The organism is Sulfurospirillum tamanense (genome assembly GCF_016937535.1).
Lineage (GTDB): Bacteria > Campylobacterota > Campylobacteria > Campylobacterales > Campylobacteraceae > Sulfurospirillum_B > Sulfurospirillum_B tamanense.
In genome coordinates, this window is the sequence record NZ_JAFHKK010000024.1 from 15,964 (window position 1) to 39,115 (window position 23,152).

22 protein-coding genes and 1 CRISPR repeat array are annotated in these 23,152 nt (G+C 47.8%); of the genes, 7 read left to right on the forward strand and 15 right to left on the reverse strand.

Translation table 11 applies throughout. The features are described 5' to 3' along the window. Window positions 1–19 precede the first annotated feature (19 nt). From JWV37_RS09930 to JWV37_RS09940, 3 genes are read right to left on the reverse strand one after another with little or no spacing between them, the layout of a single operon-like run. The gene (locus JWV37_RS09930) at window positions 20–607 is read right to left on the reverse strand and encodes a LutC/YkgG family protein (protein WP_205459648.1); all 588 of its coding nucleotides are present in this window, start codon (window positions 605–607) and stop codon (window positions 20–22) included. Next, the gene (locus tag JWV37_RS09935) at window positions 604–1,977 is read right to left on the reverse strand and encodes a lactate utilization protein B (protein WP_205459649.1); all 1,374 of its coding nucleotides are present in this window, start codon (window positions 1,975–1,977) and stop codon (window positions 604–606) included. The genes JWV37_RS09930 and JWV37_RS09935 overlap by 4 nt, the downstream gene beginning before the upstream one ends. Continuing rightward, window positions 1,952–2,719, reverse strand: coding sequence for a (Fe-S)-binding protein (locus JWV37_RS09940; protein ID WP_205459650.1), 768 nt, complete (start codon window positions 2,717–2,719; stop codon window positions 1,952–1,954). The genes JWV37_RS09935 and JWV37_RS09940 overlap by 26 nt, the downstream gene beginning before the upstream one ends. Window positions 2,720–2,888: 169 nt before the next feature. Here JWV37_RS09940 and JWV37_RS09945 point away from each other — a divergent pair, with 169 nt between their 5' ends. Next, window positions 2,889–4,112 carry a DEAD/DEAH box helicase gene (locus JWV37_RS09945; RefSeq protein ID WP_205459651.1) on the forward strand — a complete coding sequence of 408 codons (1,224 nt, stop codon included), beginning with the start codon at window positions 2,889–2,891 and terminating at the stop codon, window positions 4,110–4,112. Between the two features lie 48 nt (window positions 4,113–4,160). Here JWV37_RS09945 and JWV37_RS09950 read toward each other — a convergent pair whose 3' ends face one another. From JWV37_RS09950 to exbB, 10 genes are all read right to left on the reverse strand, one after another. Beyond that, window positions 4,161–5,519, reverse strand: coding sequence for an efflux transporter outer membrane subunit (locus JWV37_RS09950; protein ID WP_205459652.1), 1,359 nt, complete (start codon window positions 5,517–5,519; stop codon window positions 4,161–4,163). Between the two features lie 11 nt (window positions 5,520–5,530). Next, entirely contained in the window at window positions 5,531–7,465 is a 1,935-nt protein-coding gene (locus JWV37_RS09955) for a MacB family efflux pump subunit (RefSeq protein WP_205459653.1), read from the reverse strand. After that, on the reverse strand, window positions 7,465–8,736 hold the full coding sequence (locus tag JWV37_RS09960; protein ID WP_240332158.1) for an efflux RND transporter periplasmic adaptor subunit: 1,272 nt from the start codon (window positions 8,734–8,736) through the stop codon (window positions 7,465–7,467). Before JWV37_RS09960 ends, JWV37_RS09955 begins: the two co-directional genes overlap by 1 nt. A gap of 130 nt (window positions 8,737–8,866) precedes the next feature. Next, window positions 8,867–10,057, reverse strand: coding sequence for a PepSY-associated TM helix domain-containing protein (locus JWV37_RS09965; RefSeq protein ID WP_205459654.1), 1,191 nt, complete (start codon window positions 10,055–10,057; stop codon window positions 8,867–8,869). 15 nt (window positions 10,058–10,072) lie between these two features. After that, a complete protein-coding gene (locus JWV37_RS09970; RefSeq protein WP_205459655.1) occupies window positions 10,073–10,753 on the reverse strand; it encodes a DUF4198 domain-containing protein in 681 nt (226 codons plus the stop codon). Window positions 10,754–10,884: 131 nt separating this feature from the next. Next, window positions 10,885–13,221 carry a TonB-dependent receptor domain-containing protein gene (locus tag JWV37_RS09975; protein WP_205459656.1) on the reverse strand — a complete coding sequence of 779 codons (2,337 nt, stop codon included), beginning with the start codon at window positions 13,219–13,221 and terminating at the stop codon, window positions 10,885–10,887. A 232-nt stretch (window positions 13,222–13,453) separates the two neighbouring features. Continuing rightward, window positions 13,454–14,215: an energy transducer TonB gene (locus JWV37_RS09980; protein ID WP_205459657.1), complete on the reverse strand. Its 762-nt coding sequence runs from the start codon at window positions 14,213–14,215 to the stop codon at window positions 13,454–13,456. Window positions 14,216–14,229: 14 nt separating this feature from the next. Then, window positions 14,230–14,352 carry a hemin uptake protein HemP gene (gene hemP / locus JWV37_RS09985; RefSeq protein WP_205459658.1) on the reverse strand — a complete coding sequence of 41 codons (123 nt, stop codon included), beginning with the start codon at window positions 14,350–14,352 and terminating at the stop codon, window positions 14,230–14,232. A gap of 14 nt (window positions 14,353–14,366) precedes the next feature. After that, the gene (locus JWV37_RS09990) at window positions 14,367–14,744 is read right to left on the reverse strand and encodes a biopolymer transporter ExbD (protein ID WP_205459659.1); all 378 of its coding nucleotides are present in this window, start codon (window positions 14,742–14,744) and stop codon (window positions 14,367–14,369) included. After that, window positions 14,731–15,153 (reverse strand): TonB-system energizer ExbB, encoded by a 423-nt coding sequence (gene exbB, locus JWV37_RS09995; RefSeq protein WP_205459660.1) that lies wholly within the window; start codon window positions 15,151–15,153, stop codon window positions 14,731–14,733. Before exbB ends, JWV37_RS09990 begins: the two co-directional genes overlap by 14 nt. Before the next feature lie 314 nt (window positions 15,154–15,467). On the opposite strand from exbB, the gene JWV37_RS10000 reads away from it, so the two are divergent. The 3 genes from JWV37_RS10000 (at window position 15,468) to recQ (ending at window position 19,235) form a co-directional block, all read left to right on the forward strand. Beyond that, window positions 15,468–16,571: an HD domain-containing phosphohydrolase gene (locus JWV37_RS10000; RefSeq protein ID WP_240332160.1), complete on the forward strand. Its 1,104-nt coding sequence runs from the start codon at window positions 15,468–15,470 to the stop codon at window positions 16,569–16,571. Window positions 16,572–16,638: 67 nt separating this feature from the next. Further along, a complete protein-coding gene (locus tag JWV37_RS10005) occupies window positions 16,639–17,460 on the forward strand; it encodes a universal stress protein (RefSeq protein WP_205459662.1) in 822 nt (273 codons plus the stop codon). Then, window positions 17,457–19,235, forward strand: a complete 1,779-nt coding sequence (gene recQ / locus JWV37_RS10010) for a DNA helicase RecQ (protein WP_205459663.1) — start codon at window positions 17,457–17,459, stop codon at window positions 19,233–19,235. The genes JWV37_RS10005 and recQ overlap by 4 nt, the downstream gene beginning before the upstream one ends. Here recQ and JWV37_RS10015 read toward each other — a convergent pair. Further along, entirely contained in the window at window positions 19,216–19,635 is a 420-nt protein-coding gene (locus JWV37_RS10015; RefSeq protein WP_205459664.1) for a (deoxy)nucleoside triphosphate pyrophosphohydrolase, read from the reverse strand. The genes recQ and JWV37_RS10015 overlap by 20 nt on opposite strands. A 9-nt stretch (window positions 19,636–19,644) precedes the next feature. Beyond that, window positions 19,645–19,839: a YwbE family protein gene (locus JWV37_RS10020; RefSeq protein ID WP_205459665.1), complete on the reverse strand. Its 195-nt coding sequence runs from the start codon at window positions 19,837–19,839 to the stop codon at window positions 19,645–19,647. 228 nt (window positions 19,840–20,067) lie between these two features. On the opposite strand from JWV37_RS10020, the gene amrA reads away from it, so the two are divergent. Genes amrA through amrB form a run of 3 tightly spaced genes read left to right on the forward strand, consistent with a single transcriptional unit; the run spans window position 20,068 to window position 22,330 of the window. After that, window positions 20,068–20,610 carry an AmmeMemoRadiSam system protein A gene (gene amrA / locus JWV37_RS10025; protein WP_205459666.1) on the forward strand — a complete coding sequence of 181 codons (543 nt, stop codon included), beginning with the start codon at window positions 20,068–20,070 and terminating at the stop codon, window positions 20,608–20,610. Further along, window positions 20,607–21,563, forward strand: a complete 957-nt coding sequence (gene amrS, locus JWV37_RS10030) for an AmmeMemoRadiSam system radical SAM enzyme (protein ID WP_205459667.1) — start codon at window positions 20,607–20,609, stop codon at window positions 21,561–21,563. Before amrA ends, amrS begins: the two co-directional genes overlap by 4 nt. Beyond that, window positions 21,560–22,330 (forward strand): AmmeMemoRadiSam system protein B, encoded by a 771-nt coding sequence (amrB, locus tag JWV37_RS10035; RefSeq protein WP_205459668.1) that lies wholly within the window; start codon window positions 21,560–21,562, stop codon window positions 22,328–22,330. The genes amrS and amrB overlap by 4 nt, the downstream gene beginning before the upstream one ends. 136 nt (window positions 22,331–22,466) lie before the next feature. Then, window positions 22,467–23,152: direct repeats of the CRISPR family, unit length 30 nt; unit sequence ATTTCAATACAACGCTTGTGTCGGTTCTAG.

A 23,152-nucleotide genomic window follows, 5' to 3' on the forward strand; every position in this document is an offset into this window, starting at 1 on the left:
AAAGGCTTACATGTAAAGGCTAGACCAAAAAGACATACCCCGATTTTGGTCCGTGTGCTCCAATAACCAAAGATTGTTCAATGTCTGCCGTCTTTGAAGGTCCCGAAACAAACACCCCATAACCCGCTTTGTCAAACCCAATGCGCTCATACGCTTCGTGCATAGTAGAAACTAACTGCGTTTTGTCCACTACAATCACAATATGTTGTGCCAAAAAGTAAAGGGCGCGGTGACGCACCGAAGCGGCATCTAGCCACACCGCACCGTTTTCTGCCACAGCAAACTCCCCACGCACGATGGCCAAATCAACGTGCGCCACGTCATGAGGTGTAGCGTATTTGGAGCCATCATCACTGCTCAGTCCGCACCCTTCCACATTGCACACAATATGTTCTGCCTCTTGAGCAATAGCACGAATAGCGTCGTCTAAATGGGTTTTATCTTCAAGTAAAACAGCCTTTCCCCCTACACTCGTAAGGGCAGTTGAGAATTGCTCAAAAAGATCTTCATACATAATCGTCGCAAACCCAGCATGCTCAGGCAACGGCGTATTACTTTGTTTTTTGTACTGACAAATGCTTTGAAGCATTGTTTCTTTACTGCTCATGATTGTTTCCTTTTTTGACGCTCAACATAAAGTTCTTTGAAACTCTTTTCGGGAAAATCCATCATTTCGCGGTGCTCTCCCCATGCGTTCATGGAACTATACATCATCCATCTAGGCAAATGTGGCACCACTTTACGCGCCATTTTTCCACAAAAATCTAACACTTTCGGGTGCTGAAACAGCCACCCTGCAAAGCCTAAAGCCCGCTCTTTTTTCTTGTCCAAAAGCCCCGCTTTAACTACGTCTTGACGGTGAAAATAGAGCTGATGGTGCAAGTCAATGCGAATGGGACACACATTAGAGCACGACGCACACAGCGAACACGCGTAAGGCAACGTTTTGTGTTTAGCTAAATCTTTACAAGGCTCCAAGGTTGAGCCAATAGGACCTGGGATAGTCGCTTCGTAGCTAAACCCGCCACTGCGTCGGTACACAGGACAGGTGTTCATGCACGCTCCACAACGAATGCAGTTTAAGGCTTGGGAGTAATGCTCGGAGCCCAAAATTGGTGAACGGCCATTGTCAACGATGATGACATGCATCTCGCCGCCCTCGATTGGGCCGTGAAAATGGGAAGTATACGATGTGATGGGCTGCCCCGTAGCACTGCGTGCCAACAAGCGGGTAAAGACCGCCAAATCTTGGAGGCGTGGGATGATTTTCTCAATCCCCATCGAGGCGATGTGTACTTTGGGGATAGTCGCGCCCAAATCCGCATTGCCCTCATTGGTGCACACCACAATGCCGCCCGTGTCAGCAATGGCATAGTTCACCCCCGTGATACCCACATCTGCTCCTAAAAATTTCTCACGTAAGTGCGCACGCGCTGCGCGGGTAAGGTAGGTGGGGTCATTGTTGCCCGCTTCTGTGCCAATGTGCTCTTGAAAGGTTTTACTTACGTCCTCTTTTTTGAGGTGAATGGCAGGCAACACGATGTGTGAAGGCGGCTCTTTGCGAAACTGAATGATGCGTTCGCCAAGGTCGGTGTCCACGACTTCGATGCCCTGCTCTTCCAGATAAGGGTTAAGATGGCACTCTTCCGTGAGCATGGATTTACTCTTGACAACCTTTTTGGCATTGTGAAGGTTCAAAATCTGAAGCGTAATGCGGTTGTGTTCTTCGGCATTTTTAGCCCAATGCACCTGAATCCCCTTGGCCTTTGCGTTTTTCTCAAACGCCTCAAGGTAGGTATCGAGGTTTTCCATGGTGTGGGTTTTGATTTGTTGGGCTTTGCGGCGCAAGGCCTCCCACTCAGGAATGCTTTTACTAGCGCGGTCACGTTTTTCCCGCACAAACCACAGCGCTTTATCATGCCAATGGGTGCGCTCTACGTCTTGGGTAAATTTAGCGGCTAACTCTGGGTGTCCCATGGGGGTCTCCTCCGTTTAGAATCTGAACAATGTGAATAATTCGTAAAGGTTTGCCTTGACGGCGGATAAGTCCGTCCATGTGCATCAAACACGACAAATCGGCCCCTGTGATGATTTCTGCGCCTGCTTTTAGGTGGTCATCAATGCGGTCTGTGCCCATAAATGCTGAAATGGCACTCTCAGTAATGGCAAAGGTGCCACCAAAACCGCAACACTCATCCACGCGCCCTAGCTTAACCAACTCAATGTCGTTTACTTTAGCAAGCAAGGCTTCGAGTTTGTTAAAGTAGGGGATATTGCGCTCACTGGGTGCACCAAGCCCTGCGTCACGGTGAGAGTGACAGCTGTTATGTAAGCCTACTTTATAGGGAAAGGAAACATTGAAGGTTTCAGGCTTAATGATGTCGTGCAAAAATTCGCAGATTTCAAAGGTTCTGGTTTTTAAGCGCTCAAAGTCAGGGTCGCCTGCTAAAAATTGGTTGTAATTGTTGCGCACCATGGAAACACAGCTTCCGCTTGGCCCTACCACATAATCGTACTTTTTAAAAAGATCCACAAAACGTCGTGCTAACGTTTCCATGTCTTTAGTGCAACCCGTGTTGGCCATGGGTTGCCCACAGCACGTTTGTTCTAGTGGATACTCCACTTCAAGTCCCTGTTTTTCAAGCAGTTCCAGTGTTGCCATCGAGGCACCCGGATACAACTCATTCATATAACAGGGGATAAAAAGCCCTATTTTCATGCTTGCCGCTCCTGTGTTGATTAAAATGCTTTTATTGTAACAGACTCAATATGAGATTCGGATGAAAAAGAGATATTCGGTATTTTAGATTGACGCAATATGCCCAAAAATTCACACCCCAGAAGCGTTGTGTGCTACAATACGCCAAACCACACGAGGAACTTCTTTTATGCCTTTTAGCACTCTTGGACTCTCACCTCTTTTTAACGCTTCCCTCTTGGAAAATGGCTTCACAACCCCCACGCCCATTCAACACAAGGTCATCCCTTTGGTTCTTGAAAATAAGGACATCATCGCCCTTGCCCAAACAGGTAGTGGCAAAACGGCCAGCTTTGTCTTGCCCCTCTTGCATACTCTTTCTAACGCACCAAAAACCCGCGCCCCAAACATCCTTGTGCTCACCCCCACGCGCGAGCTTGCCGTCCAAGTGGCGCAGGCGTTTTCTCTTTTTGGAAGCGCACTTTCTCAGCCTCCGCGGGTCGTAAGCATCATCGGTGGAGAAGGATTGGGAGAACAGATGCGCTTGGTGCAACAAGGGTGTGATGTGGTCGTAGCTACACCAGGACGCTTGCTTGAAATCCTCCAAAAAGGGCAAATTTCCCTCTACCATGTAAAGACGTTGGTGCTAGATGAAGCAGATAAAATGTTGAGCCTTGGCTTTAGTGAAGCCCTCGAATCCTTGCTTCACGCCCTGCCAAGCGCTCGCCAAAACCTGCTCTTTTCTGCATCCTACCCTCCCTCTATGGAAACCCTCGCACGCACTATTAGCGACAACTTTTTATGGGTCAACCAAGAGAGCGCTCCTACCGTCCAAGAGCTCATCCAGCGGGCCATCAAAGTAGATGCGCACAACCGTGGGCCACTTTTGCGTCACCTCTTATCTACCCACAAATGGGCACAAGTGCTTGTCTTTATGTCCAATAAAAGAGCGGCCGATAACATCGCGGCAAAATTTCACAAACATGGCTTTAACACCACCTCTTTTCATGGAAACCTCTCCCAAGAAGAGCGCGTTCAAACCCTAGAAGCGTTCAAAACCCACAAGGTGGCCCTGCTTTTTGCCACCGACATTGCCGCGCGCGGACTGGACATCAAAGGCATTGAATGCGTTGTAAACTTTGACCTTCCCCGTTCCACCGAGGATTACATCCACCGTGTGGGAAGGACGGCTAGAGCGGGGCGTGGGGGCGAGAGCATCACCTTTGTGACCCCCGAAAACCACGCCCATTTTGCCCTCATTCAAAAGCGCTGTCACACCTCCATGGCACTTGAATCCATCAGTGGATTTGAAAGCACCACGCCGTGTGCGCTCCCGCCAAAAGGCCAAGCGCCCGTAAAGGGCAAGCGCAAAAGCAAAAAAGACAAATTAAGAGAGAAGGCGCAAGAGGCGTAAAAATCCTTTACATGTAAAGGATTTTGGGCTTACATGTAACGTCAAATCCTACTTTTCCCATCCACCCCCTAAGACTTTATGGAGCGTGACGGTTGCGTTAAGTAAGGAAAGTAGTTGGGTTGCCCGCTGGTCTTGGGCTTGGTAAAAAGAGCGTTGGGCATCCAAAAGGGTGGCATAATCACTCACGCCCTCTTGGTACAGCAAAGTAGACTGGGCTAAAGTTGTTTTTTCAAGTGCCAAAATCTCCTCTTGCAACGCAAGCTGCTGGGTGCTCAAAGCTTGGTCCAGCAAAGCATCTTCTACCTCTTTTAGTGCTGTAAGAATAGTCTTTTCATACGCCAATAATGCTTCGTTGCCTCGAGAGCGTGCCGCGTTTAATGCCTCTTTTATGTTACCACCATCAAAAAGCGTGTACGCAAGAACCCCCTCCAAAACGCTTGTCAAAGGGTTGGAAAGAGAAAGCAACGCGGTACTAGCAAGCCCCGTGTTGCCTGTTAATTTGAAGCTAGGAAAGCGTTGCGCGCTTGCCACGATGATGGCATCTTCTGCGTTTTTTAATTTGGCCATCATTGAAGCAATGTCAGGTCGTCGGACCAAAAGCTCCGAAGGAATCCCTGACCCAACACGCAAAGGGGTGATTTCATCAAAAGAGACAAGGGGAACTTCAAACTCTTGCGGGGCTTTTCCTACCAACAACGCCAAAGCATTAGCTGTTTGCTTGGCTTGGCTTTGCAATGCCACAAGGGCCACTGTGTTTTGGAGCAAAGAGGAGTTTTGGCGGTTAATATCCACTTGTGTCGCCAAACCCTCCGCTTCTTTGTGCGTTACAATCGTTAAAAGCTGTTGTGCGATTTGGACATTTTCTTTCGCGAGTGTCACGCGCTTTTGCAGTGCCGCTAGGCGCAAGTAGTACTCCACAACACTCGCACTCAAAGAAAGACGCAACGTGTCTAAGTCGTATTGGCTTGCCATGTAAGAGGTTTGTGCCATGCGGGTTTGTGCTGCTACTTTTCCCCAAAAATCTACCTCATACGCCACATTCAAAGAGAGGCTTGAAGCCTCACTGCGCGTTGATACGCCATCTGCATTAACCCCTCTGGCCGAAGTCTGCGCTGTGAGCGCAAAAGGGAGGACATTTGCCTCAGCAATGCGCACTTGTGTGCGTGCTTGTTCTAGCCGCTCATAGGCCATTAAAATATCGTGGTTATTAACAAGGGCCTCTTCCACAAGGGCATTTAAAGGATCGATATTAAATTTTTCCCACCATTGAGGCGAGATTTCATTTTCTTCTTGTGCCACTTCGGTGCTGTAAGCACTGGGAAGGATTTGCTTGGAGTTTAGAGCTTGTTCGTGCATACTGCATCCTCCCAACACTAATCCTATCATCACTATTCCAATTTGCTTCATCGTTTTCCTCATTATTCTGATGCCAAAGCGACCACAGGGTCAAGCTTGGCTGCTTTTTTGGCGGGCAAGTACCCAAACACAAGGCCCGTTAAAAACGAACACCCAAAGGCCAAGGCAACAGGCCACACCGAGTACACCACCCCAATACCAAAATAGCCCACAACAGCCGTCACTGTTAGTCCAATAACAACCCCAATAAACCCTCCCAAGGCTGAAACCACAATGGCCTCGATGAGAAATTGTTGCATAATGTTGCGCATCCTTGCACCATTGGCCATGCGGATGCCTATCTCTTTAGTGCGCTCCGTGACACTCACGAGCATGATGTTCATGATCCCAATGCCACCCACAAGCAAGGAAATTCCTGCGATGGAGCCTAGTAAAATCGTCAACGTGTTTTGGGTTTGGCTCACATTTTCAATCAATGAAGCCATGTTGCGGATGCGAAAATCCTCCACTCCGTGACGTGCCAACAAAAGAGCTTCGATCTCTTTTTGGGTTCTATCGATATGCTTTACATCCTCTACTGCTACGGTAATGTTGCGCAAGTTCTGATACCCTAAAATATGTAAACTTCCCGTAGTGTAGGGCATAAACACCACATCGTCTTCATCTTCCCCCATGGCCGAAGCCCCTCGCTCGCTCATTACTCCAATAACTTGAAACAAGATATTTCCCACCAACACAAATTCCCCTAAGGGGTCTTTCTCTCCAAACAAAGATGTAGCCACGGTCTGCCCAAGCACAATCACCTTAGCGAGGTTGTCTTCATCTTCTTGGGTAAAAAAAGTGCCTTGCGCCACTGGCCAACTACGCACAAGTGGCAAGGCATAAGAAGTGGTATTAATAGGAGTTTGTGCATCATTATTGCCATAACGCACGGTGGTATTGCGTCTGGACTCAGGCATGGTGCCTAGAATATTTTCCATCATATCAATAGCCTTCATGTCTTCAGGCACGAGTGTGGCAATGTTAGCAAATCCTCTTGTATTTGGCCCACCAGGGCGAATTACTAGTAAATTCGTTCCTAAAGAACTAATGCGGTCCACCACCTCTTTTTTTGCCCCATCGCCAATAGCAAGCATCACGATGACAGAAGCCACCCCAATGACGATGCCAAGAAGAGTCAAAATGGTGCGAAAAATATTCATTCGCAACGCACGCAACGAGGATTTCATAGACTCAGCTAGTTCAAAAAAGAGGGTGCTTTTAGAGGGTGGTGGGGTTTTGAAAGAAGCCTTTTTACATGTAACGTCTCGCACCGTGTCGCCAATAATCTCCCCATCTTTAATCTCTATCACACGGTTTGCGTGGCTTGCTACTTCTTTGGAGTGGATGATGAGAATGAGCGTATGGCCTGCTTGCCAAAACTCAATAAGTAGCTTCATCACGTCTTCACCACTTTTGCTATCAAGCGCGCCGGTGGGCTCATCGGCTAAAATAATCTGCCCGCCGTTCATGAGCGCTCTGGCAATGGAAACCCGCTGTTGTTGGCCACCTGAGAGTTGATTGGGGCGGTAAGTAAGACGTTCTTCAAGGCCAAGATACCTCAGCAGCTCCACAGCACGTTCTTGGCGTACCTCAAGGCTAGCCCCTGCGTACACGGCAGGCATTTCAACGTTTTGACTGGCGTTAAGTGAATGGATGAGGTTGTAGCTTTGAAACACAAACCCGAAAGACTCACGGCGCAAGCGGGCAAGCCCATCGGCATCAAGCCTAGAAACATCTGTCCCTTTAAAAATATAACTTCCCGAACTTGGTCTATCTAAACAGCCCAAAATATTCATTAGGGTAGATTTGCCCGAACCCGATGCCCCCACGATAGCCACAAACTCACCCGAGTGAATTGTAAGATTCAACCCTTTTAAAACTTGGACTGCGGCTTCTTTTTCCCCATAAGAACGGGTGATGTCAACCAATGTAACAAGTGGCGCTGCCTGCTGCATTAACGAGGCCTTTGGGCGACAGCTGTACTGTTTGCGCGATTAACACTAGTTGTTCTGACAACATTGGATGTTACTAATGTTTCCCCCTCTTTGACGCCTGAGAGAATTTGTGCATGGATGCGGTTTGTCACACCCACTTGCACTACGCGCTCCTCAATGGTTCCATTTTCTAGAACAACCTTTACCAAGGCTTCCTTGGGGACACTTTGGGTTTGATTTTCTCGCGAAGGACGTCGTCTTTCTTGCTCTTCTCCACGAGGCTGACGCGGGCTCTCCTTTTTTGCGCTAGGAGTTTGGGAAGGTTGAGCGCTTTGGGTGTTAACAGGAAGAGCATGCAAGGCTGAGAGAGGTACCAACACCCCATTGCGCGCCCGCGCTTTGATAAAAAACACCTGTACTGTCATGGAAGTCATGAGCTCCCCTGCGGTGTTGTCAACATCAAAAAGGGCATTATAAAGAACAACATTGTTTGTAATAGTGGGCGTAGGTTCAACCATCTCCAACACCCCATTCCAACGCTTTTGGCTACCAAGGGTTTTAAAGTAGACGCCCATTCCTTTTTTAAGGTGCAACACGTCCGCTTCAGATACTTCTGCACGCACAGTCATGGTGGCCAAATCGGCAATGGTTAAGATGGTGGGCGTTGACTGGTTAGCGTTGAGGGTTTGGCCTTTTTTCGCACTTACAGAAACCACTGTTCCGCTTACAGGTGCGTAAATGCGCGTGTATTGGAGGTTGGCTTCTTCAGCGCGCAAGGTGGACTCGTTTTGCTCAATCTGCGCTTCAAGCATCTTCACTTGCGCTTTGGCCGAAGTGTAACTTAGTTCGGCGTTTTGCAAACTCTCCAAGGTTGCTACGTTTTGCGCGTGCAAGCGCTGTTGCCGTTCATAGACGATTTTAGCAAGAGCGGCTTGGGCTTTTCTGTCTTCCATTTGGGCTTTTTGGTACTTTAATTGAGCCCTTGTGCCGTCCACTTTGGCTTCGTACACGGTCGCATCGATGGTGGCTAAAAGCTGTCCTTCCTCCACCTTATCGCCCACCTCAACCAAAATCTCCATCACTTGACCCGAAACCTGCGCGCCCACATCAACCGTCTCATGAGGCTCCACGGATCCCGTCGCTGTGACAACATCTTCAATGTCATCCACGAACGCCTTTACATGTACAAGTGCGGGTGCAGGGTTTTGTCCTTTTTGGTACTGTAAATACCCCACATATCCTCCTCCGCCCATAAGACCCAACAGAACAAACAATACAACCAACCGTTTCATTTTTTTTCATCACCTTTACATGTAAAGTCTTTAAACGCACTAACCCAGTACCTTCATTTTGTATAGCATTATGAAGGCATTAGGTTAATGGTTTTTTAATAAGCCAAAAAAGGGAAAACCCCTCCTTTGGTTATTTTCTACGTTTATTTTTGCGTTCGCGCTTAAAGCGTTCGATATAGAGCATCACGCCCGTGATAAAAAAGAGAGGCATGAGCAAGCTGGCTATAAACATCAATGCGCGAACAACCTCTCCAAAATACTCCCCGCTGTGCAAAGGAAGCATGCTGCGCATCAAACGCACATTGAGCGGTCTCTCTTCGTAGCGGTCATGGTTGAGGAGTTGCCATGTAGTTACATCCAAATCCAACTGGCTCCTTGCTCTAGAGTGAGCAGGGTTAACATCTAAGTAACTAAAACTATACACACTCCCTGAGGCTGGAATGCGCAAAGAGGCACTTTCGTAGCAACGGCCCAAAAAGGCTTCAAAAAGTGTCCAAGCTTGGGCAACAGGTGCATAAGAAACCTCTTGTGCTTGTGACGCATTGGCCCCGCGTCCTTGTCCACGCCCACGAGCTTCTTGTGTCTGTGGAGTCTGTTTTGACTCTTGTGGCGCAACTTGGCGCTGCATTTGGCGTACGGGTGCAGGGACACCGCTGATGCTATGAAGACCCGCACGGTACCAGTCGTACGACCAATACAGTCCCGTCAACACGGCCAACACATATAAAAGGGTTACCCACATACCAACGGCTGAATGCATACTGTAGAGCAAGTAACGCCCTTTGCTTTTAACGCTAAAAGTGAGCGATTTTCCAAAGCTTCGCCTAATGCGCGGCCAGTAAAGGTAAATGCCCGACACCACAAGCACAAGCAAGATGACAGAAGAAGCCCCTACAATCTGCTTGCCCACCTCCCCATAAGTAAGCCGACGGTGCAAGTCTTGCATAAACACAAAAAAGGCGCGGCCTTGAATCTGCGGCAATATTTCCCCCGTATAGGGGTTGATGTAATGGGTCACTCCGCGTCTAGCACTAGGCCCCTCTCCAGGCACTGTGACACTCATGGAGGCCTTTGGGTCACTGGAAAGCGCCACTGCACTAATGGGCTTTTTAAGCTCCTCTTGTACTTGCGCCAAGAGAAGGTCAAGGGGGAGTTTTTTGCCGTGTTTAGGAACCGCAACAGTAAAAGTACTTTTATTGATAGCCTGCAAAATCTCTTTTTCGTACGTCAATGCCGCACCACTGACTCCCACAATAGTAAGCACCAAGCCTGCCCCAAGACCAAGAATCCAATGTGCCTTAAACCACAACCTACTAAACATGGCCGCCCCCCAACGCTATTGTTTTGCGCAATCATCAGTGGTATTTCCCCAGCCGATGCCTTTTTCCACTGAAAAATTTAAGCTCATGGCGTAAGTTGTTTGGTCGTACGCGACACCATCAACCTCGCCCTTGCTTTCGTCCACATGACGCACTTGGGCTAGATACTCACCCTTCCACGGGGTTTTAAAGGTCACTTTTCCCGCATCATCACTGCGCAAGGCGATGCTCCATTTTGGTGGGCCCCATAGGGTCACAGAGGCTCTTGGAAGCGGCTCTCCTTCTAGCATAAGAGTAAATTCATTGCTATGTGGCGCCACTGGCACAAGGTCTAAAGGTAGGAGTGCTTTATTCTCACTGCGCCCTGCTCTTCCCATGTAGAGGGTTCGGCCAACAGTATCAGCAAGGCGGCTTTTGCGTGGCGCGATAGGCTCCACCACGGCGACATCTCCCGCGTGCTTGGTTTGGATAAAAATATGGTCATATTCCCGTGAAGCTTCCGTTCCAACGCCTTGGGGTAATACGGTTTTTGCTTTGATGTTATCCAGACGCTTGCCTGTTAACTCTTTAGAGTCTTTGTCCCAGTCTCCAAAAAATACCTTGGTAGCATCCCCCTCTTTTTCCACCCAAAGGGCATGGGCCATAAGAGAACTTAAGCTCAACGATGCAACACACACAGCGCTTAGTAATTTTTTCATAATGTTCCTTTTTGTGATTTTTAATCTGCGGATTGTAAAACACTTATCTTAACAATCTGATAATGATAAATGTAATCTTTATGTTTAAAAGCTTTACATGTAAGGATTTTTCCTTACATGTAAAGAAAGGGTTAGAAAGTAGCGTTAACGCTTACCCAAAATTCACGGGATTTTGCCTTGAGGTTATAATCATCGTTATAGCTCGCATTGTAACCGCCCGACCCATCATCCGTAAAAGATGTTTGGTATGTTGTAAAATCTTTATCAAGCAGGTTATTGACACGCGCATTGATAGTGATATTTTTCCGAGGCTTATAAGAAGCGCCCAAATGCAGCACATGGTAATCTTCCCAGTACAATGCTTTATCTTCAACCGTATCCCAATTTCTATAGCGCTCTTTTTCGCCAGAAAGGGTTAGGAATGTATTCCACTTTTTGTTAACTTCCCAATCAATGGTTGCGTTATACATGTGTTTTGGAGTGTTGTTAAGCGGCCTGCCATCTTGTGCGCCACCATCTTGCTCACTGTCAGTGTAGGTATAATTTGCTTTTACTGATAGATTTTCAAGAATGTAATAACGTCCCGCAATTTCAATCCCTCTTGTCATAGCCTTATCAAGGTTATAGTTTTGCGTCCATCTTGTATAGCCCAAATCTGCCCAATCTCCCACATTGTCATTATAAATATATTCTCCACTAGCAATCTTATCTTTAAAATCGTTATGAAAAAATGTAATGTTAAAGTTGTGACGCTCTGGATGTGAGTAGTACACTGCAATTTCTTTACTAATGCTTTTTTCTGGTTTTAAATCTGGATTGCCGATCCATGGACCCGTCCCTTGTCCTCCAAACCCACGAATTCCGGGGTACAAAAGATCTGTTTTTGGCGCCTTGTAGCCTGTGGCCACGCCGCCCTTAATTGTCCAGTCAGTATTGATGTGATACACCCCATAAATCCTTGGGCTCACATTGCCGCCAAATTTATCATGGTTATCGTAGCGCACCCCACCTGTCAAGGTAAAGGCATCGGTTATCATGTAGTTATCTTCAAGAAAGAGTGCCCACTGCTTATGAGGCTGCACTTTATCGTACCCTGAACCACTAAGAGCAAACACTCCATCCTCATGCTCTGCATCGATATATTGGCCACCCACGACAACAAGATGGTCACCAAGAGGAATATCCATTTTGGCATCAAAGGTGAGTTGTCTTGTTTCCATAATTCTGCGTTCTCTTGGCAAAAAGGCTTCAAGTTCTGCTTGTTGTGCAGGCGTAAGATCTGCTCTATCAGCATTAGCACAATTCGCTGCTCCACCGCCAGCAACGCACGCTGCATCCCAAAGACCCTGAAGAGATTTACGCTCATCTACACTAAAAGGCATGGCTCTCCCAAGATTCGCCGTTTTTATATAAGAAACACCAATGTCGGTTTTACCAAAATTCCAATGGCCAACGTGACTTAACGCCATTTGGTCTCTTTCAAAACGCTGATCTTCAAAATACCCAACTCTTGGCATCACCCGCCTAACGGTAGCACCTGGGGTCATATCAGGATTATAAGAGGTGACATTTCCAGACCTCCAAAGAGAATCGATCCCATCTATTGTTCCTAGTTGATTTTCACTATTATCGTACTTTTGTCGTGAAATATCATAATCAAGAATTACCTCCTGATTGTCCGTTGGCAACCAAGAGAGTTTGGCACCTGCGCTCCAATTTTGATTATCGACGGTTCTTCCACCACTGCCAAACCCAAGAGTTCGCTCATGCACCACACCAGCAGGGTCTGTCACGGGCGCATAACGAGGATTTGAGGCATCTTTTTTATACAAACTTCCTCGAAGCGCTAAGCCTAATTTGTTTTCAATAAGTGGACCCATCACGACAATGTCTGTGGTGCGGTCATCGCCAAAGTCTTTGTTTTCTTGAAAAGTTTGACCAAAAGTAATAGAGCCAACCCATTCATCGGTTATTTTTTTAGTAATAATATTAATCACCCCGCCCATAGCGTCACTTCCATAGAGCGTTGCCATAGGGCCACGGATAACTTCAATGCGCTCTACCATATCAAGAGGTGGAATGTGGTTTTGTTGGTTACCGCCAAAGCTATTGGGATAAATGTCGCCCACATTATTTTGACGCCTTCCGTCAATCAATACAAGAGTATAATCTCCGCCCATCCCTCGAATACTAATACTCCCTTGGCCTGTTTTATCTCGCGTTTCGCCAAGATCAATCCCCTCTATTTCACGTACTGCATCAAGAAGGTTGGTGTAAGGTTTTTTCTCCAACTCTTCCTTGGTAATAACAGAGATGCTCGCGGGTGCGTCGGTGATTTTTTGCTCGAATCCTGCCGCACTCGTGACAGTGACTTCAGAGAGTGTCACCGCTATCTCATCTGCCAACAAGGGATGTCCCAAGATTGCAACAGCTGCTGCCACTGCAATGGCATGCTTTTTTTGAACCATAGCCTAACTCCTTTAAATGGTAAAATTTTCTGGCTGGCTACTGGCGGTAAAAGCGATGGCTGGCTAAGTAACAATTGAAAATGAATCTCGAAATAGTAGTTAATGTTTACTTAATGTTTAATTATATTGAGTATGATTATCGTTTATTAATAAAATGGAGTAGGACTTTCAGAGGAAGATATGGGAAAAATAACCCCTACCTTGAAGGGGGCCACTCCTGTGACCCTAAGCGCTAATTTAGTCGAAAACCGATAGGAAGAATGACAGTAGAAGTTGATTTTGGCTTGGGGAAATCCGCTTTAGCGACACGCTCTACGGATCTAAGTGCTGCTGTGTCTAGTGTTTTGTGTCCTGAGCTTTTTGAGACAAAATACTCTTTAAGCTTGCCTTTTTTGTCAATCACCAACGTCATCTCCACAACACCTGTTTGTCCCATGCGCCTCGCAATGTTAGGATACACCAAGTTACGCAAAACCATGTCCCGAATAATCGTAAAATTTGTCTGTACAAACTGCGCAGAAGCTGCGGCAAGCAAAGCTTGCTTATTGGCCACAGCAGAAGGTGGTGGGCCGGAAGATTGGGCCACTTGGGTGGCTGTGGACTCCTCGTGAAAAACCTCCTCAGGCACAACCTCCGCCACCTCCTTTACTGCCTCAACAGGCGCTACAGGTGCTTTTTCGACCACGCGGGGCTTCTCAATGGGTTTTGGCTTTGGTAGCTCCTTTTTTATGGGCTTGGGTTTCACAACAGGTTTGGGAGCCTCTTGTTTAATGATGGGTTTGGGTGGAGGCGGGGGTGGTGGAGGCGTGAATTCTTGCACCACAGGAGCAGGTTGTTTATATTCAACCATGTTAATTTGCATGCTGACAATTTCATTACCCGAGGTGCTCATTTTAATAGGATTGCTTTGTGCCAAAATCAAATACCCCACAAACACCATTCCGTGCAACGCAAACGATGCCATAAAGCTTTTGCGTTCTAAACGTTTTGTCATCTGTTTCCCCTTGATTATTTTGTCAAAATGAGTTTGTTGTCTTTGGTGATGCGCAATACATAGACACTTCCCTCATGGGCAATTTTCACCACACAGTGCTCGCCAAAGAGTATTTTTGAGTCTATTTTCTTAGACACAGTGGTTTCCTTTTTCATTTTTTAACCACCATGGAGATTTTGTCGATGCTGTTTTGCTTTAACAAATCAATCACATAGATAAAATCTTCATAAAACGCCTGCTTGTCAGACATGATGGTGATGGTGTCTTCCTTGGAAAATGTCTCTATTTTTTGCACCAATGCATCCCGAGAAATAGGAGCATCATCCAAAAAAAACTCTTTTTGAGCATTAATGGCAATCGTGCGTTTCACGTGGTCTATCTCCTCCATAGTAGAGGCTTGCGGGAGGTTTATGTCAATTTTTCCCAAGGCGATAAAGTTCGAAATCACAAACACAATCGCCAACAGCACTAACAGCACATCGATGAACGGAATAACGTTCATCGCATCTTGACGTTTAAGCGACCTCATCTTCCCATTTTCCAATCAATGTGTCGGCTTTGCGCAGGTACATGTTGTACACCATGGTCGTAGGAATAGCCACAAGCAAGCCCACCGCGGTCACTTTTAACGCCATTGAAAGCCCCACCACAATGACCCCAGGGTCAATGGAAGACTGGGTTCCCATGTCATAAAAGACAATCATAATCCCTGCAACTGTCCCCAAAAGCCCCACATAAGGCGCGTTAGAGCCGATGATAGAAAGGGCGGCCAGGTTGTTGGTCAAGTGTGTTTCGGCCTCATTTTTTGTTTTAAATTGGCGGAGATTGATTTTGCGGTAGTAAAAAAAACGCTCAATTGCAAAACTCAAAGAAACAAGGCTCATCAAGAGCAACAAAGCTAAAATAGCCCATTCAACATAGTCTTTTAACACTTCCATGTATGTCCTTAAAGGTATGATAATCACTATCATTATTTAAACGGAATGTTAACACAGGCAAACTTTACGAACTCTTAACACTCTAAAAATTTAACATTCAACTCAGACAACCGCCCATCAATAGGGCATTTGAGGATAAAGAAAATCGTAATCATCACTACAGTTCGCAACAGCCTGTACGCGTGAAAAAGGAGAATAAAATTAATCTTAAAAAAATTTTTGAAATAATAATGTCATATTTTCTTTATTTTTAACGCCATTCGTGCTACACTTTCACCTTAAAACTTCTACACTTTAGTTCATAAAGAGTAATGATGAAACCCTATTCTATTTATCCTGACCAATTCTTCTCCACATTCAAGAAAATCATCAGCAAACTGGGTTTCATTAAAAATTCAAAACGCCATGAAGGGTTGTTGCGCGAATACAAAGAAGCCATCGACCGAAGCGCTATCGTCTCCAAAACCGACCCAAAGGGCACCATCACCTACGTCAACGATGCTTTTTGCACCATCAGCCAATACAGCGCCCAAGAACTTCTGGGAAAACCCCACAACATCATCCGCCATCCCGACATGCCCGCCCTTGCTTTTGAAGAGATGTGGCACACCATCACGTCCAAACGCCCTTGGGGTGGCGTGGTTAAAAATCGCAAAAAAGACGGCACGGCTTATTACGTCAAAAGCCTCATCAACCCCATCCTTAACGAGCACGGAGAAATCGAAGAGTTCATCGCCATCCGTCACGATGTTACCGAGTTAGAAATGTACCGCCAAGACTTAGAAACACGCCTTCAAGAAAGCGTCGATGAAATCGTTCAAACCCAAAGGGAGATTCTCTACACCGTGGGTGCCATCGGCGAAAAACGCAGCAAAGAAACGGGCTTACATGTAAAGCGTGTAGCCCATTATTCTTACGTGCTTGCTAAGCTCTATGGGCTTGATGAAAAGCAAGCGCAACTGCTTAGGGAAGCCAGCCCCATGCACGACATCGGGAAAGTTGGCATTCCCGATTCTGTGCTTCTCAAACCCGGTCCACTGGATGATGAAGAATGGGCGATTATCAAAACGCATCCCACATTGGGATACGAAATGCTCAAACACTCCAACCGTGAAATCCTCCAAGCCGCCGCCATTATCGCCCACGAACACCATGAGCGCTGGGATGGCAAAGGCTACCCGCGCGGTCTTAAAGATGAGGAAATCCACATTTTTGGGCGCATTACAGCCATCGCGGACGTGTACGACGCACTAGGGCACGATCGTGTGTATAAAAAAGCTTGGTCTTTGGCACAGATTCAAGAGCTTTTTCACGAGGAAAAAGGGCGCGGGTTTGACCCTGTTTTGTCCGAACTTTTCCTTACCCACATCCACCAATTTGAAACCATCAAATCCAACCTTTCCCCCTCTTTTTTTTAATTTTTTACCGCCATTTTAAGCGCCCTTTTAGAGCCAAATCGCTAAGGTTATAGCCCAAGGAGTCCCCATGAAATCCCCTTCTGTTTTAGTGTTAATGGACTTTTCGCCCAAAAGTTTTGAAGCCCTGCCTCAAGCCCTCGTCTTAGCTGGCGGTAAGCCTGTGTACGTGCTTCATATCGTTGAAACCTCTTTCTTTTCTGCCAAAGTAAACATGGAGGCCATCACAAAAAACCTCCTAGGGCAACTGCTTTTAGCGTTTCCACATTTTCCAAAAGAGCACTTCATCTGCACTTCGGGTGCTTTCAACAAAGTCCTAAAAGAGCAGATTAGCGCGCTTAATGTAGCCCTCGTGGTCATGGGGCAAAATGGCGAAAAAGGCGCACTTGAAACTTTTTTCCTAGGCTCACACGTCAAATCCATCGTCAAGACCGCAGGGGTCCCAACCTTGTTGCTCAAATCCTACACGCCTGTACCCTACACCCATGTGCTCATCCCCTCAGACTTAAGCGCTGAGTCCAAAGAGCACATCGCACACATGGTCGCGCTGTTTCCAAAAGCGCGTTTTAGCGTTGTGTACATGTATACCGTTCCTTTTGAAAACCGCCTCAGCTTGTACGGCTTGAACCAAAACGAAGCAGAAACCTTTAAAATGGGATTTGAAAACGAAGAAGAAGACAGAGCAAAACTCTTTTTCAAACACCTCACGGATACGTACCCCAACATGCGTTGCATGGTACGCAACGAAAGCGTGAGCCCTGCGACGTTTGTCGAGCTTGCCGACACCCTAGAAGCAGATCTCATCGCCGTGCACACCACGGGCAATTTTAGTTTTTTAGCCTTTGACCTTTTGGAAATATGTGAGGACGATATTCTCATCCATCAAAAATGACCCAGACCATCGACTCTTTGCTCTTAGAGGAATTTGGGCACCACCAGTTTAGACCCAAACAACGCGAAGCCATTGAAGCCATCTTGGCCAAACGGGATGTGCTCATGGTGCTACCCACAGGCGGAGGAAAGTCCCTAGCCTTTCAGCTGCCCACTTTACTCATGGACGGCGTGACGCTCATCATCTCGCCCCTCATCGCCCTCATGCAAGACCAAGTGCGCGCCCTTCGCGCCAACGGATTAAACGCGGCTATGTTAAGTTCTGCCCAAAGCGCCGAAGAAAACGCCGCCACCATCGCCGCCATGCGTGAGCGCAAACTCTCTTTTGTCTATCTCTCGCCAGAACGCCTCAACACCACGTTCATGCAACACGTCCTCTCGTCCATCCTCATCAACTTTTTTGTCATCGACGAAGCCCACTGCATCAGCGAATGGGGACACGAATTTCGCGAAGATTACCGCGCTCTATCCTTGCTCAAAGCCCAGTTTCCTACCGTCCCCATCGCCGCGTTTACCGCCACAGCGACCCCTGAGGTCCAGCGGGACATCCTAGGGCAACTGCGCTTGCATAACCCCCTCGTACTCAAAGGTGACCTCTTCCGCTCCAACCTTTTCATTAGCGTCCAACCCCGCCTTCAAAAAGGGATCGATGCCCTCTTGGCTTTCTTGGCTCCTCGCGCCCATGAGAGTGGTATCATCTACGTTTCAAGCCGCAAACAAAGTGAAGCCTTAGCGGCCCAACTGCGTGCCAAAGGCTTCCGCGCGGGGTGTTACCACGCGGGCATGAGCAAAGAAGACAGAGAGCGTGCCTTTGAAGATTTTGTTTTTGAGCGCGTAAGCATCACGGTGGCGACTATCGCGTTTGGGATGGGAATCGACAAGAGCAACATCCGTTTTGTGGTGCACATGAGCTTGCCTAAAACCCTCGAAAACTACTACCAAGAGATTGGACGCGCGGGAAGAGACGGTGAGAAGGCCGAAGCATTGTTGCTTTATGGCGCCGAAGATGCCCTCTTGGCGCGCATGCGCATCGGAGAGGTTCAAGACACGGCACACCAACAGTTACTACACCAAAAACTAAACGCCATGGTACGGTTTGCTTCGACGCAAACCTGTCGCCACCAAGCCCTCGCACGGTATTTTTCCGACACCATCGACCCGTGTAATGACGCCTGTGACAACTGCAAAGCTGGCCCTGTGGAAGAGCGCGACATCACCACCCAAGCACGCCAATTTCTCTCGGCCATCGCGCGCACCCACCAGCGTTTTGGAAAAAGCTACCTCATCGACCTCGTGCGCGGCAGTGGCACCCAAAAAATCGCCCAAAACGGCCACGACACCTTAAACGTGTTTGGCATCGGAAAAGAGCACAGCAAAAAAGAGTGGCTTAGCATCGTTGAGCGTTTATTGGAAATGGAAACTTTGGGACTTGGGGAACATTTTGAACTCTTTTTAACCCACGAAGGCGCGCGCCTCTTAAAAGGTGAAACCACCCTAAGTATCGCCGCGCACCGCCTCACGCCACCCAAAAAAGAACGGGTTGCATCCTTACATGTAAAGGACGGATTGTTTGAACTTCTACGTCAAACACGCTCCATGATTGCCACGCAAAAAGGCATCCCTGCGTACCTTGTTTTTAGCGACAAAACCCTCCATGCCATGGCCGAAGCAAGACCTCAAACCAAAGCAGCGTTGCTAGAAGTCGGCGGCGTGGGAGAGAAAAAATGCGAAGCGTACGGGGAAGCGTTTTTGGGGGCTATTGGGTCTTACATGTAAGGCCTAAAATCGCCTCTTTGATGGTTTCAAAAAACGGCTCGACGATGGCGGGTGTGTCCATCGCAAGTACTTCTCCAAGAGGCACCCACGCGAGGGCTTGGTGCTCTAAAAGTTGCAGGTTTTCTCCCGTGTTTAAGGTGCATGCGTACAAATGTAAGGTCACTTCGCCGTGGTCATAGGGCCATATTTGTTTTCCCAAGTAAACCCGTGGGGTGATGAGCGCGCCAAGTTCTTCCATGATTTCGCGCACCACGCACGCTTCTAGGCTCTCATCAGGCTCTAGCTTTCCTCCAGGAAATTCCCATTTGTCGGCCAACGCTTTGCCTTTGGGGCGTTTGGCTAAAAGCACCTTGCCCTCTTCATCGTAAAGCACCGCGCCTACAGCTTCGATTTTGTGCATGGCTTTTCCTTAGGCTAAAATCTTTTTCACGCGTCCTACTGCGCCACCAACCAACCGCACTTTGATGCCATGAGGGTGTGTGGGGGAGTTGGTTAAGAGGCTTTGCACCACGCCTTCGGTGAGTGTTCCTGTGCGCTGGTGTTCTTTGAGCACAATCGCGACGCGGAGTCCTGCGCGGATTTCGCTCCTGCGGGTTCCTTCCATGCTTTTTTCCTTTTAGACTTCTTGCATAACCTTTGAGGGTCATGAAAGAAGTCTATTTTTGGTAAGATTATACCATGACGGTCCTCCAATAGCTCTGTGAGCGGATTTTTGAGGCCACAAAGCACTCAGGAAGAGTACTGGCCGAAAACCCTCGGAGATTTGCCAAGGATGGCAAATCGAGAATGAGCGAATAGGGCTATTGGAAGACCGTTACCCATGGAGGTTCCCATGCACGCTGCTCTTCTTTCCATTGCCCACCATGCCATCGAGGAGGTTTTTGACCCCGCTTGCGCTTTGGACACAAAAGCGTTAAAGGAACAATTTCCCGAACTTTTAACACCACGAGCGACGTTTGTGACACTCACCCTTAATGGAGAACTTCGAGGCTGTATTGGCACACTCGAAGCGAACCATCCTTTGTTGGATGACCTTATCGCCAACGCCAAAGCGGCGGCTTTTGAAGACCCGCGGTTTTACCCGTTGAGCCTTGCGGAGTTTGAAAAAACTGTCCTTGAAATCTCCCTACTCACCCCACCTGAAAAACTTTTTTATCACGGCATCGCCGACCTTAAAGCCCAAGTCGTCCCAGGGGAAGATGGCATCATCTTGCAACTTGGCCGCCACCGTGCAACCTTTTTGCCTCAAGTATGGGAACAATTACCTAGCTTTGCACAATTTTTTAGCCATTTGTGCCACAAAGCTGGCTTGGAAACTGACTGCCTCGCCTCTGGTCCTGACATCTACCGCTACCGTGTAGAGAAAATCCGATGATCATCTGCCCTTATTGTGCCCACGCGTGTCACCTTGAAGAGGGGCAAGTGGGACGTTGTGGGGTCAATCAAAACATCCAAAACACGCTAAAAACCTTAGTCTATGGCCATCCTGAAGCCTTACATGTTGACCCTGTGGAGAAAAAACCTCTTTACCATTTTTTGCCTGGCTCTTTGACCCTTTCTCTGGGCACCGCAGGGTGTAACTTCGTGTGCGATTTTTGCCAAAACTGGCAACTCTCTCAGGTTGTGCCCAAAACATTTGCGCGCACCCTTTCCCCCGAAGCCATCGTTGCGCTCGCCCAAGAAAAGGGCTGTGCGTCCATCAGTTACACCTACAATGAACCGACTATTTTCTTCCCCTACGCCAAAGACATCGGCCTGTGCGCTAGGGAGGCGGGGCTTAAAAACATTTGGGTGAGTAACGGTTTTTTCTCCCAAGAAACCCTGCGCGCCCTGCCCTTTTTTGTGGACGCCGCCAACATCGACCTCAAAGCCTTTAATCCTACCACCTACAAACGCCTTGGCGGGAGGCTAGAGGTGGTGTGCGACAACCTCATCGGCCTTAAAGACCTTGGGATTTGGACAGAAGTGACCACCTTGCTCATCCCTTCTCAAAACGACAGTGAGGAGGAAGTACGCGCCCTCGCACGGTTTATCGCTACCGAGCTTGGCGCGACTACACCATGGCATGTGAGCGCCTTTTTTCCCACCTACAAACAGACCGACCTACCACCCACCTCAGCCCAAAGTTTGCTTCGCGCCAAGGCCATTGGGCACGAAGAAGGTTTGGCAACTATTTACCTTGGCAATGTGGGGCTAGACAACCCTACCCACTGCCTTACATGTAAAGCCTTACTCATCGAACGAGACGGTTTTAAAAGCCGTATTTTAGGGCTAAAAGAGGGCAAATGCCTTACATGTAACCGCCCCCTAGAAGGAGTTTTTTTATGAGTTCACGCCCCTTGGCCGTTGCGGGAATGTTTTACCCCGAAGATGGCGAAGAAATCGCGCGTTTGGTCGCCCACGCCAAAAAACAAGCACCCGTCCTTGCCTCTCCTCCTCGCGCACTCATCGTGCCCCATGCGGGGTACATTTACAGCGGGATTACCGCGTCGTTGGCGTACGCCTCTTGTGCCACGCCCAAACGCGTCGTGGTCATCGGCCCAAGCCACCGCGTACGCCTCAATGGCGCGTCCGTGGCACAATACACGCACGTTCCAACCCCTTGCGGAGCCCTTGCTATCGACACAGCCTTTTGCGCTCATCTTCGAGAACACTTTGAGTGGCTTGGGTTTTTTCCAGCCGCCCATCACGAGCACTCTACGGAGGTGCAAATGCCGTTGCTAAAGTGCCTTTTCCCGCAAGCGAGTGTCGTGGAAATCGTCTATGGCACGCTTTCGCACGAAAACCTTGCAGGGCTTGTGCGCCTCTGCCTTGACGCGCCAGAAACCTTGGTGGTCATCAGTACGGATTTGAGCCATTTTTACCCGCTTGCGCAGGCAAAAGAGAAGGATAACGCGTGCATCGAGGCCATCAAAGCCTTACATGTAAAGGAATTGGAGGGGCACGAAGCGTGTGGCATCACGGGAGTGAAAGCCCTCGTGGAAGTCGCCGCGTCTTACCCGCTCACGCCCAACGTGCTAGAGTATCGCACCAGTTTTGAGCGCAGCGGGGATGCGAGCAGTGTCGTGGGGTATGTTTCGGTGACGTTTAACTAAATCTACTGCAAATGATGCCCACTGCTTACTCCAATAGCGCAACGGCATAATTGGCTTGTCCACGCACACCTTTATTTATCGGCGCTTGTGTCGGTTCTAGCTAAGCCGTCGCGTGGTATCTGCCATAAACCGCAGAATTTCAATACAACGCTTGTGTCGTCTAGACGAAAACCCAGAACTTTTACATGTAAAGGAGTAAGATTTCAATACAACGCTTGTGTCGGTTCTAGCTATCACAAGGGATTTTAAAGACGACTTCTTCCAATTTCAATACAACGCTTGTGTCGGTTCTAGAATCTAACTTTTTAGAGTTTGAAACTTTTTCAAAATATTTCAATACAACGCTTGTGTCGGTTCTAGATTACCAATAGAATTTATATAAGAAGTAATAAGAGTATTTCAATACAACGCTTGTGTCGGTTCTAGTTTACAAAAGAAAAAACCAACAACGTCCACACCACTATTTCAATACAACGCTTGTGTCGGTTCTAGGCACAAACATTCAAGAGTCACAGCATAAAATCGGCAATTTCAATACAACGCTTGTGTCGGTTCTAGTTTTGACGGGAAAAGTGAAGCTCCCCTTTGCAAAGTTATTTCAATACAACGCTTGTGTCGGTTCTAGTGGGAGCATGGGGAGGCATGTTTGATTGGTTTGGATTTCAATACAACGCTTGTGTCGGTTCTAGACCTTTTTGCAAAAGCAACCAAAGATGGGAGTATTTGATTTCAATACAACGCTTGTGTCGGTTCTAGGTCTTATTAAACAAATTCGTAAACTACCTTTTCAAAATTTCAATACAACGCTTGTGTCGGTTCTAG